This is a genomic window from Gracilibacillus boraciitolerans JCM 21714 (assembly GCF_000521485.1).
GTDB lineage: Bacteria > Bacillota > Bacilli > Bacillales > Amphibacillaceae > Gracilibacillus > Gracilibacillus boraciitolerans.
Map to the genome: position 1 here is coordinate 13,807 of NZ_BAVS01000005.1, position 13,342 is coordinate 27,148.

9 protein-coding genes and 2 pseudogenes are annotated in these 13,342 nt (G+C 36.5%); 4 read left to right on the forward strand and 7 right to left on the reverse strand.

Annotation, left to right across the window (positions count from 1 at the left end):
- Positions 1–6: 6 nt before the first annotated feature.
- The 3 genes and pseudogenes from JCM21714_RS05330 (at position 7) to JCM21714_RS05340 (ending at position 2,636) form a co-directional block, all read left to right on the forward strand.
- Positions 7–1,017, forward strand: a complete 1,011-nt coding sequence (locus tag JCM21714_RS05330) for a hypothetical protein (RefSeq protein WP_052000401.1) — start codon at positions 7–9, stop codon at positions 1,015–1,017.
- A gap of 884 nt (positions 1,018–1,901) precedes the next feature.
- Complete coding sequence (locus tag JCM21714_RS05335) at positions 1,902–2,201, forward strand: helix-turn-helix domain-containing protein (protein ID WP_035722436.1); 300 nt, start codon at positions 1,902–1,904, stop codon at positions 2,199–2,201.
- Between the two features lie 37 nt (positions 2,202–2,238).
- A pseudogene (locus JCM21714_RS05340) lies at positions 2,239–2,636 on the forward strand (competence protein ComK).
- Positions 2,637–2,647: 11 nt separating this feature from the next.
- Here JCM21714_RS05340 and JCM21714_RS23790 read toward each other — a convergent pair.
- From JCM21714_RS23790 to JCM21714_RS05360, 5 genes and pseudogenes are all read right to left on the reverse strand, one after another.
- Positions 2,648–3,023, reverse strand: a pseudogene (locus tag JCM21714_RS23790) (ATP-binding protein); the annotation flags it as partial.
- 369 nt (positions 3,024–3,392) lie between these two features.
- The gene (locus JCM21714_RS20055) at positions 3,393–3,584 is read right to left on the reverse strand and encodes a transposase (protein ID WP_052000403.1); all 192 of its coding nucleotides are present in this window, start codon (positions 3,582–3,584) and stop codon (positions 3,393–3,395) included.
- A 390-nt stretch (positions 3,585–3,974) separates the two neighbouring features.
- Positions 3,975–4,226, reverse strand: coding sequence for a DUF3006 family protein (locus JCM21714_RS05350; protein ID WP_035722442.1), 252 nt, complete (start codon positions 4,224–4,226; stop codon positions 3,975–3,977).
- Positions 4,226–5,470, reverse strand: coding sequence for an S-layer homology domain-containing protein (locus JCM21714_RS05355; RefSeq protein ID WP_052000404.1), 1,245 nt, complete (start codon positions 5,468–5,470; stop codon positions 4,226–4,228). Before JCM21714_RS05355 ends, JCM21714_RS05350 begins: the two co-directional genes overlap by 1 nt.
- Positions 5,458–5,772 (reverse strand): excalibur calcium-binding domain-containing protein, encoded by a 315-nt coding sequence (locus JCM21714_RS05360; RefSeq protein ID WP_035722449.1) that lies wholly within the window; start codon positions 5,770–5,772, stop codon positions 5,458–5,460. Before JCM21714_RS05360 ends, JCM21714_RS05355 begins: the two co-directional genes overlap by 13 nt.
- A 694-nt stretch (positions 5,773–6,466) precedes the next feature.
- Between JCM21714_RS05360 and JCM21714_RS05365 the strand changes: the two genes are divergently transcribed.
- The gene (locus tag JCM21714_RS05365) at positions 6,467–7,090 is read left to right on the forward strand and encodes an integrase core domain-containing protein (RefSeq protein WP_052000405.1); all 624 of its coding nucleotides are present in this window, start codon (positions 6,467–6,469) and stop codon (positions 7,088–7,090) included.
- A 663-nt stretch (positions 7,091–7,753) separates the two neighbouring features.
- Here the strand turns inward: JCM21714_RS05365 and JCM21714_RS05370 are convergent.
- Together JCM21714_RS05370 and JCM21714_RS05375 are read right to left on the reverse strand one after the other, a co-directional pair.
- Positions 7,754–9,442, reverse strand: coding sequence for a hypothetical protein (locus JCM21714_RS05370; RefSeq protein WP_035722450.1), 1,689 nt, complete (start codon positions 9,440–9,442; stop codon positions 7,754–7,756).
- 57 nt (positions 9,443–9,499) lie between these two features.
- Positions 9,500–12,916 (reverse strand): S-layer homology domain-containing protein, encoded by a 3,417-nt coding sequence (locus JCM21714_RS05375; RefSeq protein WP_035722453.1) that lies wholly within the window; start codon positions 12,914–12,916, stop codon positions 9,500–9,502.
- Between the last annotated feature and the right edge of the window lie 426 nt (positions 12,917–13,342).

Below are 13,342 nucleotides of genomic sequence, written 5' to 3' on the forward strand. Positions count from 1 at the left end.
ATAAATATGTCCTTTAAATCTTTTGTTGTTATATTTTTTATCATTACTGTACTCGGATTAGGACCTGTAGCTGCATTCAATTATTTCATAGATCCATTGTGGACATTTAATCATAGTCACGAGTATAATGATGTTCAAGTTAACATTAACGAACGCCAGTTGAAAGTAAATCAGATTCACTATAGTGATGATTTTGTCTATAATACATTATTAATAGGAAGTAGTAGAACTACCTATATCAATCCACATAACTTCAATAATATGAATGTGTATAATTTTGCAGCTAGTGATTTATCTTTTAAGGAATATAAGAGCATGATTGACTTTGCAAAAGAGGAAAAAGGCAGTGATTTTGAAAGAATTATCATTGGTGTAGACTTTAATAAAAGTAGTCTCAAAGAGAGCCATGAAGATATAAACATAGATAAATATATAGAAAACATAGAAAACCCTCTTTATCGTTACGAAAATTTGATTTCTTTAGATGTTTTAAAATATTCGAGGAAAAATTTTCGAATTTCAAAGGCGGATAAAATCGTTCAGCTCAGAAATTACAATCGTGAAAACACCGCTTTCGCCAAACGTTTTCAACTAGAATCAATAATTGACGAAACAGAGAAAAAAATTATAAAGTTTCGCAATGTATTTTATGGAGAAAATTACCAATACAATCCAGAATTTAAAGAGGTATTAGAAGAATTAAAAAGTGAAAACCCAAATACAAAATTTATTATTTTTACCTCACCAATCTCTGCACCGTTGTTTAATGCTCTCGCAGAAGAAGGAAACTTGGATGACTATTATCATTGGTTAAATGAAATTATTGATGTCTTTGGAGGTGTTTATAATTTCATGTATCCGAATTCTGTTACCAAAGATTTATCAAATTATTTCGATGGTCATCATTATTATCCTAATGTTGGAAAAATGATTGCTGAAACAATTAGTAGTGATAAACCACAAGGTGTTCCTGAAGATTTTATAAGATATGAAACAGAACCATTTGAGATTGAATAATATTAAAGTATCTTAAGTGCCTCATGATCTCCATAAGTATCGGAGTGCGTAGAATCCAAAACAAAAATGATGGCCTTTGACTCTCAGAATTGGCGCGAGCCGAAAATCCACTTTACAAAGTTAATTGAGGCCGTGCCAGCCGGCATAGAATACACTACGAAAGCTCTGCTTGAGTAGATGTTGCACTTTTACCCTTGGGTGAAATTGAAGTAATGGGCCGAAGCATTGGACATACACATAAAAACATTTCAAATGGCCACATAAAGTTTTTACAATTTATACTCCTTTACACACGAGAATTACGCAAACGGTAGGAATAAATTTGTAGATGTCCTGATTATATAGCTTGCGCAAACTCGTGACTTCAATCGTGAAGATATAGGGGGGGTTAGTAAGTAACTTATCCCATTTCCTTACCCAATCTGTCCTCTATACGTTAACAATTGTCTTTTTTTTGGGGTCTGCCCCCTATATCCTTAAACTCCATGTGACGCTCGATCCAACATTCCCTCTCATGAAAGAATAGTTAACTAATGCTGTGGGATACCTTGCTTCTCCACTTCACTCGTCACTATCTATGATCCCATTGTTAATTACAATTAAATTCTCCAATTGTCTCATATAACTCATTTTTTTGACCTCTTTTTGGCTTTTATGCTTTAATTATTTATAATTTGAGCGTGAACGCAAATTTAGTCTATATCCCCCATCCTGGAACTAATAGTTGCAAATTTCATACACGCATCAACCTGCTTAACTCTCCACCAAGTGGCCTTGAATCATGAGGAAGTTGAGCACGCTATACAATACGTGACACTGCACGTACTCATCCTTATTCCTTTCTATGATAATAGATACAAAGGGTTATGAGGGGGGGTATTACAGTGGCAAATCAACCAAGCATTCATGGTATTATTCTCGGATATTGTATTAGGCATTATCGGGAGGCATTACAAAAGGATAACCCGAAGTGGACACAGCACTTCGTAGGGGGGGAATCAGCAGGGCTTGATCCAGAACATTATAGCAAAATTGAACGTGGGAAATATCCACATACCTCATTCATAACGGTAGCGAACATTGCGAGAACATTAGATTGTTCCTTAGATACACTGTTTGAACATTATGAAAAGGAACTAGCAAACTATTATAAAAACCGATTGGATGATAATGATGGAGACTAATTATCGCATCACCACCAACACATTAGCTCTCTTCCCAATGCATGATCTACATCGTCAGTCAACCATATTCGAAGTTAATACCTCCCTCACAAGTAACCAAAAATCATTAGACATTATTAAAGAAAACTGCTTACATTATGGTTCTACTTATCATGGTCGCAAAGCATCTGTACAACATCATCTGGGATATCAACAAAAAACACCCATCCTATTCACCCAACAAAGGGCATCTATGCTTACCCAACACAATCACCATCTGCATTTGAATGCATTTGGCTTTTCTTCCATGCCATTACACATATAGAAAAAGATAAGCAGCAAACAAAGGTTCGTTTCATCAATGGAAAAACCATCACATTAACCATCTCCTATCACACCTTACAAAAGCAACACGATCGCTCTGGATGTTGTAAAACCATTTTCACAAACACATAATATAATACATGTGAGAAGAAGATATCGAAGCAATCCAGCAGTGGACCGGAAATTCCGTTTTGATACTTTTGAATTTCCTTTGGACTACAGGTACAATATCAATTTTTCGCTCCATGATACCCACATGGACAGGGATTCAAAGCTGAAATTAGTTGAAAACGAGCAGGAATAGGTTACCGTATCTTGTGCTCGACTAATAGTAACTTTACCACTTTCCAATGGTTCACGAAGCATATCTAATGTTTTTCTGGTGAACTCAGGCAATTCATCGAGAAACAGTACTCGATGATGAGCAAGGGAAGCTTCACCAGGCTTGGGATTACTCCCCCCCTCACCAACAAGCGTAACATAGGAAGACGAATGATGTGGCGAACGAAAAGGAGGGATTCGGTTAGATTGACGTTGCTCTTGTACGCTCATTTGCAAAAATTTCTTATCATGTTCTGTTTTCGATTCAGGAAAAAAGCTGAGAATTCTGCCTGTACTTACAAGGGAACTGTGATTTAGATTGATATAATCAAAATAACTACCCCCCCATTTATAATCATATAAATTCTGCACCATATTGGCACGAATCGGATTCAAATGAATATACTTATTTACTTCTAATTCGTATTCAACTGTTGTCAGCAGCTCAGCACCATAGCGACTTTCAAATACATGACCTGTAAAATGGTATTTGTGATTAAAATAGTTGGCATAATGAGAATGGATGTGTTTCATGATGTTCCCTGTAGGGTGATCGATTACTTCGATCTAAAGATGAATGTGGTTCGTCATGAGGCAATAGCTCTGAAGAATAAATGGGGTGCGTTCTTTTACTTCTTCCACTAACCGGAGATATTCCAGCTTATCTTCCTCGTCATGAAATAACGTCGTTCGACGAATCCCAATACTGGTAATATGAAACCTCTCACCAGGATACAAAACCCGTTTCTTTCTAGGCAAAAGATAAACTCCTCTTACTATACTATACTGTTTATGTCTATAATAAAGAATAAAGAAAAGAGAGAAAGGCAAAAACGAAACGAATGAAATAGAATGTATGAGGAAACATGAAGAATTTACTCTTATTTTATATTATTCTACACAGCATCAAAATATCCTGCAAATTTCTACAAAGTTTTTTATTTTTTAAGCATCTATGTTCAAAAGGACAAGATGTACATTTCACACATGCTCAAATATTCACATTGAACAATCAGAAATAACGGATATATTATCTTTTAATAAACAATACACACGCCAATTTTCCCTATATATCTATACAAACCCACAGACTTTTCTCTATACGTAAACAATTGTCTTTTTTGTGGGTCTGCTCCCTATTTCTAATGTCTAGTGTTTGTTCTTATTTAATATCTTCTTTAATAATTCTTCATTTTTTTTCTTTAATGTAGTTGTTTCATCATCGAGAATTTTATAACTATCTACTTTGCATTTTTCATTAATAGTAGCCTCGATTACATCCCCATCAGTAATATTTTCTTGAAAATCACTTCTGGCAACAACCACTTGTTCCATTTCATTTTCTTTAGAGAGGAGGGTCACCAATTCATTTTCAATGGAATCAACTATAAATTTTCTCATTAATACATATCACCGCTCATCATACTGTATCCATTATCTCCTGTTTCTAATAGAATACTACCGTCATAATAGGTGGACCATATTTCTGCATTAACACTGTAAAGTCTTTGTACGACTTCAGAATCAGGATGACCATAAGAGTTATCGCCGTAGGAAAGGATTGAGTTATCAGGAGTGACAGCTCTTAATAAATTTAATGAGGAAGAAGTACTTGAGCCATGATGTCCTACTTTTAAAACATCTGCATCCACATTATATTTTTTCATCATCTCTTCTTCATTCTCCATTGTAGCATCACCTGTAAGTAATACGCTGACATCTTCATGTATGACTTTTAATACAACAGAAGACTCATTTAAATCGCTACTATCATTAGTTGAATTAAGAACTTGGATAATAACATTCTCATCGAACTCAATAAACTGTCCTTCTTGAGCAACTTCAAATGGAATATCTTTTTGATCGATTAATGTTAAGTAGTCAGTATATGTTTGTGTTGTATGAACTTTACCACTATCTAAAACTTTTTCAACTGAGAAAGTTTCTAATACATCAATTAAACCACCAAGATGATCAGCATCAGGGTGAGTATTAACCAAAAGGTCAATCTTTGAAACACCCCTTTTGGTTAGGTGTGCAATTACTTCATCACCAGCATAACGGTTACCACCATCAACTAACATCGTATTACCATTAGACGTCTCGAGTAGAATGCTGTCTCCCTGACCAACATCAATAAAGGAGACGGTGATTTCACCGCCTGCAATTTTCGTATTATCTTTTTTTATAATTCTTGCTAAGAAAGTAGCAAATTCAGCTCTATTTACATTACTGCTTGGTTTAAATGTTCCGTCGGGGGGGTAACCGCCTGCAATACCATTGTTAACGAGTACTTGGATACTTTGGTTAGCCCAGTGCTTAGATGAAACATCGGAGAAGGATAAAGGACTCTTTCCAGTTAGTTCATATGCTCTAACTAGTAATGCAGATAGCTCAGCTCTCGTAATTGGGGGGGCATTTGGCTTGAAACTACCATCTTTGTAACCACCCATAATCTCTTCTTTCTCAATAGCACCAATTGATAAGTATGCCCAATGTTTCGAAGAAACATCTGAGAATGTGGGTTTTGATCCTGATAAATCTAAATGACGGGTAATAATCGTTGCTACTTCTGCACGAGTAATGCTTTTATTAACACCATAAGAACCATCATTATAGCCACCAATAAGACTTAAATTATACAAAAGTTCAATATCGGCTTCAGCCAGTGGCCACCAGTGTCTGTGAAGATTCCTGTTTCCCCCTTATCACCTTTATATGGTTCATAAGAAGAATCAAACCCTGGCAAGCTTTCACAAGCTAGTCCATCACCATTACTGTCTAAACGATGAGAATCAGATTCTGGACCCCCCCCTTCAGACTCGAAAAAGCTTTGTGCTTCTTTCCAATTTGCAAAGTCACTACAGTCCATGTCGGTTGCTGTGATACTTAACCCGCTCGAAAGAATAAGAGCAAAAACTGTAAAAAACGAAATAATACTTTTCAAATTTCATCCTCCTATTATATGGATTTATAATCCTAGTTTAGTACAAAACACCTAAAATGTCACATGAAAATTTAATAATCTGGTTATTTTTGTAACAATTATAGAGTTAAAAATGATGAAACAGCAATACAACTAGATATAAATTACACAGTTTCTCAATCGAATTTAATGCAACTTAATGAAATAGGGAGTCATTTCGGACTTCTGAAATCCCATATTTATAAGAATCTAATCAATTATAACAAATTCGAATTATGATTCTACTAAAGAAGCTACCTTCCGATTTCTTTGCCAATAATATCGCAATACGTTTAGAAAACTTAGCATTACATAGTCAACTGATGAAGGAAATGGAAAAACAAAGGATCTCCGAGTTACCAAAGAACAGCAAAATATTGTTTTCAAGCATTTATGAGTTATATTATCGAAAGTCTTAACCAATTGGAAAGACCTACTATTCAAAGTACAACCTGAGACAGTTATTCGTTGGCATCGAACAGCATTTAAAATTCATTGGAGAAAAAAGTCTGAAAAAATTGGAAGGCCACCTATCTCCAAAGAAATTATTGCTCTAATTGAGAAACTGCACAAGGAGAATCCAACACTATCGCCCGAAAAGTTACATGAACAGATCAAACTTCGTGGTGTTACTAATGCACCTGCTCCGAATACCATTGCCAAATACATTAAGCAAATGGCAAACAAGCCAAAGCCACCCACTGAAAAACAAATACAGTCTTGGAAGACATTCATTAAAAATCATTTATCCGTTACGTGGGCTGTTGATTTCTTTACGATTCCAACGTTCAACTTTAAAATCTTACATGTACTTATAATCATGCACCATCAAACTAGACAGATCGTCCATTTTAATGTGACAACGAATCCAGATGCAGAATGGGTCGTGCAGCAATTCAGGAACGCTACGCCCTATGGTGAAGGCCCCACTTATCTCATACATGATAACGATCCATTATTCAGATCAATTAAATTTCAACGTTTTCTACAATCTTCAGGTATTCAATCTAAAAGAACTTCATATAAATCACCTTGGCAAAATGCTTACGCTGAAAGAGCAATTGGTATTATCAAACGGGAATGCACCGATCATATTATTCCAATCAATGAAAAGCACATCCGTCATCTGCTTAGCGATTACATTCACAACTATTACAACTCACACCGGACACATCAAGGTCTAGCCGGGCAAACACCGATCCCTACACCAAAGCATCTGCCTGTAAAAGCGGAAGAATTAAAGCTCAAAGCAACTTCGGTTATGAATGGCCTTTACCATATATATAAGCGGATCGCTTAATATATAGATTCATAGAATAACAGTGAGCCTTTTTAAAATCGAAGAAGAAAGGCTTTTTTGTCATGCATATTTTTAACTCTCCTAACTACTCTTTAGTTTAGTCAGCTGAAACTCTCCTAGTGCATCATCAATTCTCTGTGAAATAGCGAAAAAAAGAAGCCCATCCAAGGAGATTTCTCGTGAAATTTCCTCGGATTGTTTTTTGCAAAATAAAAATACACAATGTTGCAGAGAATTTGGCGTAGCCCAACTTTACATGGAGAGGCGGGCATGATAGCCTTCTTTGGCAAAGCCAGCCCTTAATACTGCTGGCTTCTTGGCTTAGAAGTCATGCCCGTAGAGGCTCCATGTCAAGTTGTAATTCTCTGCATTCCCCCCCGTTGCAGAACTATGTATTTTACGATTGCACAAAACACTCGGATAGACTTTTTGAAGGCGACAGCTTTCATTTTCAAGAACTAAATCGCTAAACCACCTTCGGCCTTTCGAACTTAGAATGATTCATGATTTACGTCCCCGTGAATCCGCAAAAGCTCCTGCCATCTCATTTCTGAGACAACAGGAGCTTTCATTTTCAAGAACTAAACCTTTAAACCATCTTCGGTCTTTCGAACTTCGAATGATTCATGATTTACGTCCCCCCCGTGAATTTAGTTCTAAATATTACTCTGTAACGTTAACAGTAAGGTCACTTACATTTGCATTTGCTATTTTAGATGTAAATGTCAAAGTACCATTAAAGTTATTAGTAACAGTCCAATTAGGATCAGTTGAACCAATTTCATTTGCAACAGCAGTTGCTACCTGAGTAGAAGACATCCCATTAACAACTCCAACTGTATAAGCTTGGCCATTAACCGTTACAGTAATGTCTTTTGTAGCAAGTGAGTTTGTGAAAGTTGCAGTGTGAGTTTCAGTTGTATTAGCCGCACCTTGTTGGCTAACAGTAGCTGCAGCTGCAGCTACTGTTGTATCCACTTGACTAGCAGTAAGCGTTAAATCAGTCTGACCTGAATCATTTGCATACGTTAATACCACTGAACTATTTCCTGTGACAGAGTCAACTGAATACCCTGTTGGAACACCATCAGTGTTAATAGCAGCTTCAATTTTATCCGCGATATCAGCTGCAGTATCAGTTACAGCAATATCAATAATATAAGTTTCAGCACCTACTGTAATAGAAGCTTTACCAGCTGCCGCTGCGTCATCAGAAACAGTGATTGTGAATTCTTCAGCGTTACCTGCATCATCACCTTGTGTTGTCACAGCACCAGAGATTGTTCCAGTATTTTCTAACGCATAATCTTGTTCAGCAATACTGAATGTAATGTCTGTCAAGTTACCTGCACTAGTTGCTGTAAAGTCTAATTGGCTCGTATTTACTCCATTTACTGCAACATTATATCCAGTTACATTTCCAGTTAACGCTGCTTGGATTTTTGTAGCCACTTGATCCGCAGTGTCACCATTATCTACTTGAACATTCATAGTTGTTGAAGGATTTACTGTATTAACAGTGATTGTATCGGTTGCAATTGATCCGTTTGTGATGTCTGCATTTGCATTTTCAAAATCTTCAGCGTCTCCTTGAACAGAATTTGAAACTGAAGCAAGAACACCAGAATTTGTTACTGTTGCTGGAGCAGCAGCTGATTCAAAAATGAATTCAAAATCGCTAGCTACATTACCTGAAGCGTCTTTTACGTCAGATACATTCAGTACATACGTAGAATCTGCATCAAGATTAACCGCTGGATCAACAACTAGAATGTCTTCTCCATTAGTGCTGTCTGCATCAGAATCAGCAAGGAATACGCTTGAACCAGGCAGTGAAACTGTTGTATTATCTGACAGGTTTCTAAGTGTTACAGTTGCGTCAGAGATATCAAGACCTTCACTCATCTGTACAGCAATACTGTCAGTGTTAAAAGTAATTTGTCCACGTTGAGCAACAGCTGTAACCGAAACACTTTGAGATGAAGTAGTTGTTGTATTAGCAACTGTTCCCTGTTCAGCAACAGTTGGAGCAACATCATCAGTCGCAGCTAAACCAGTTGTAAAGTTAACTGTTTCCGTGTTGTCGGTACCTGTTGGGTTGATTTCAAGTTTGTATCTAGTGTTAGGATCAAGATCATTTGCACCTAAGAACTGAATCTCATAATCTTTATTATTGCTTGAAACAAGATCATATTCAACAACTGGTACAGTAGTGCCATTCACACCAGAATCTACATTAACTAGACGAACTGAGCCTTCTGCAACAGCTAATGTAGATGCAGTTGCATCTTCGATTAGAGGACTTGCTGCATTAAGTGAGAATGAGATTGTCGCTTTGCGATCTACAGTCATTGCTCCATCTTCGATACTAACAGTTGAAACCGCAAGTCCTGCAGCTACTGTTTCAAATTACACTACTTTCTTCGCAATTGTGTTTCCAGCTGTGTCCTTCACACCATCAACAGTTACTGTATAAACAGTTGAATTAGATAGTCTTTCTTCAGGTGTAAATTTATAAGCTTTGTCATCTCCAGCAAAGCCAGCACCTATGCCTGTAATTTGATCATCAATCTCTTCAAGCTCTCCAACTACTTCATTTCCATCAGCATCTGTAACAGTTACTGACTCTGGAAGCACCTCAAAGATTTGCTCTTCTTCAAAGGTAATATAGAAGCTATCATCTGTAGCAGTACCCGTAGTAAGTGTTGTCCCGTCGTCAGATCCCATTAGAACTTCTACATCATTAGCATTATCGTCGCCTTCACTACCTACGAATTCGAAAGAAGCATATTCAGAACTTTCGTTAGGAGTAGCAGCTGTATCATCTACAGCACCTTCTTCAAGAACGACTCTGTACGTAGCATCTTCAAGTGGACTGTTAACTGTTACATCTACACCTTTATCTACCCCCCCTTGAGAAGTTACCAAGCTACCAACAGAGATTGATTCACCATTCGTTGGCGTAACCCATCTTGTTCCCGATTTAACTTGAAGATCAAATTTCGTACTATCGATATTTTGAATCTCTTCATTAAATTCAAAAACAAATGTATCTCCATTAACAACATTTGTTAACATGCCATCCACTAAGAAATCAGCATTAATAGTTGATGAATTATATACATTCACCACTTTTGGAACTGTAACATCTTCACCAACCGTAGTTAATGATAATACGTATGATTTTTCAAGTTCGTTACCATTACTCCCAGCCAATGTGCCATCATTCAATACCACACGTCCTGTTTGAGTAACAATTTCTTGGTCTTCTAGATCTTGACCAACTACTACAATTTTATAAGCTTCATTTCTTTCAAGCTTGTCTTTTGCAATTCTAAGTGTGTACTCATTATCACTTCCAAGTACTGGAGATACACTATAGTCAGTAACCGGCGTTAAAATATCACCTGCTGCTGGGCTAGATGTATCATCTAAATCAACACTTGTTTTAACGATTGCAATGTTAGTCTCATCTAGAGCTAATGCTTCGCTAAATTCAAAAGTGAAATCATGTGCTTCATCAACTGAAAGTGATGTAAGACCATCCTCAGACGTAGCAGACACAACAGTTGGAGATGTGATATCTAAAGTATCAAAAGAAATTGTTTGGTCAACGTCGTCTACATCAGAAGGATCAAGTAGAATGCCTAAGTCAGTCTTCAGTCCACCTAAGAATTGAATTTCATAATCTGTGCCTTCTTTAAGATCAGCATTTGGAACGATTGTAATAATTCCAGAAGCTGCATTGTAAGAAATAGTTGCATCAACAACTTCTTCAGTATCTGTTTCTACAACACGCACATAGTCTTGAACTGAATCAGCATCTAGCTTTTCAGCTACATCTACTTGCAATTGAAGACCAGCATAGTATTCATTGCCATCGGCTTCATGAACGCCAGCTGTTAATTTAGGCCAAACTGTACCTGGTAGAGAAGTACCATCTAATGTCTCTGCAGAATAAGCAGCACTTAACGGTGCGTCTGCATTTACTGTGAAATTAAATGTATAATCTTCAGCATCAGTTCCAGTTAAAGTGTTGACGTTATTTATTGTTACAAAGTACTGTCCATCTGGAAGATCATTAGTAGGATCAATTTCAATTTCAGTAGCATCTGATGCATTCAATCTTACTTGAGCAGCTACACGATTTCCTGTTTCTGCATCGTAGATAGCTACATTAGTTACATTAACAGAAGTGCTATCTAACGCTTCATCGAATTCTACAGTAACAACGTCTACGTTGCTATTTGCATTTAATGGATTCGGGTTAATGAAACCAGTATCAAAAGTTACATCGTCAACTACAGCGTCAGTTGAAGTAGTAAAATTAGTTACTGATTCTGCGAATACTTCACCATCCGCATTTTCAACGTTGTTAACAACTAATTTGTATTCAACGTCTTTATCTAATGAACCATCCAAGTCAACTAAAGCCGTTTCACCATCTTTAGATAGTGACACGTTATTAGCTGTGATTGATACAGGAACGTCTCCATCTGCTTCGAATAAGCGGATGTTATTAATGTTAATCGACTCTTCAGTTACTTTTTCACCAAAGTTAACTTCAAGTGTCGAAGTAACAGTTACTGCATCAAGTGATAATTCTTGACCTTGAGTGTTAATCGCACTTACAGATTCAACTTCAAGAGTTACTACTGCTGCTTCCACTACAACTGTTACAGATGCAGTAAGATCAGATCCTTCAATAGTACCAGTCAACTCATAAGTTCCTGCTTCTGAGAAGTCAAACTCATCAGAGTTCCACGTTACTGCAACTTCTTCAGTAGTATCATCAGAGTAAGTTACTTCTACCATTTCTGGAAGAGTTACATCATCACCTTCAGTTACTGTAATATCATCAATCGCACTTACAGATTCAACTTCTGGTGCTGGTACTGGCGCAACTTCAACAGAAGTTTCTAATTCATCACCATTTACTGATACAAGCTTATATTCAGTTCCAGCAACTTGTTCTTCAGTAGTTAATACCACTGTAGTAGTTGCATCACCAGCTGCTGCAGTTTGTACTTCTGAATCTGCTTTGCGTTCAACGTTAGTTACTTCCAACGCTGGATCAAATTCAAATGTAAGTTCAGCAATTTCTTGATCAGTTAATTCACCTGAGAAAGTTGCTTCCATAGTAGTACTGTCAATTGCTTTTACACTCTCAACATTTACAACTGCTTCATGTAGCGAATTCAAAAGTGTTCCATACTTATAATCAGCATTAGCTAATAATAGAGCGAAGTCTACACGTTTAATTTCGTCATTTGGTGAGAAAGTTGTTGGTGTAGTACCTTTAATTAGATCATTTGCATAAAGTGTTTCGATATATTTGTTATACCATGCATCTTCTTTTAAATCTGTAAATGGATGATCTACAGATTTCATTTCTAATCCGTACGCATCTACTACAATTTTAGCAAATTGAGCACGAGTTAATGTTTCATCAACACCGAAGGTACCATCTGGCAAACCATCAATTAAATCATTTTCAACAAGAGCATTAACATATTTAGCATACCATGCATCTTGATTTACGTCAGGAAAGTCTGCTGTTTGTGCATTAACTGCATCCAGTTCTAAGATAGCAGATACCATTCTTGCAGCATCTTCACGTGTTATAGAGTCACCTGGTTTGAATGAGCCATCTGGAAAACCAACTACGACTCCTGCATCAACTAGATCACTTACTTGTTGCGCTGCTGGGTGATCAGCTGGAACATCTGGGAAAGACGCTGCGAATGCTGATGGCACTACTGCTGTAGCTGCAACAGCTGCAGTGATCGATGTTGCAAATACTTTTGACTTTTTGGAAATTGTCATTATTTAAATTCCTCCTCGTGATATAAAAATTCGCTTGAGATCCCTGAAACTATTAACCTATGTAATTAAACAATGAAAATAGTTTCGAAGTTAAGCAAATATAAAGCTAATTAGTGCTTCACATAGTAGTTTACTGAGAATATGATTAATTGTCAAGGACTTTTGTAATATTTTGTAGGTTTTAAGTAATAACTAACTAACTATTTATTCATATATTTATTTATATCGTAAATAAATTGTCATATTTAATGATAGTTTATCCTCATCCTTGTAACAATTTATCGATTACCTTTTTTTTATAGCCTATTTTCACCTAATATCTGTTATAATAGCTTTTGAGTTTTTGAAACCTATTTGTAAGTTTTTAGTCCTATGTGAATAAATAAACTACATAATCAAAATATAATGAATAGGTGGTATAGAAAG

What these genes read in the sequence shown, in the direction of transcription:
- JCM21714_RS05330 (WP_052000401.1), top strand. Translation starts at nt 7, where the DNA reads ATGTCCTTTAAATCTTTTGTTGTTATATTTTTTATCATTACTGTACTC.
- JCM21714_RS05350 (WP_035722442.1), bottom strand. Translation starts at nt 4,226, where the DNA reads ATGAGAAAATTTATAGTTGATTCCATTGAAAATGAATTGGTGACCCTC.
- JCM21714_RS05365 (WP_052000405.1), top strand. Translation starts at nt 6,467, where the DNA reads ATGGCAAACAAGCCAAAGCCACCCACTGAAAAACAAATACAGTCTTGG.
- JCM21714_RS05370 (WP_035722450.1), bottom strand. Translation starts at nt 9,442, where the DNA reads ATGACTGTAGATCGCAAAGCGACAATCTCATTCTCACTTAATGCAGCA.
- JCM21714_RS05375 (WP_035722453.1), bottom strand. Translation starts at nt 12,916, where the DNA reads ATGACAATTTCCAAAAAGTCAAAAGTATTTGCAACATCGATCACTGCA.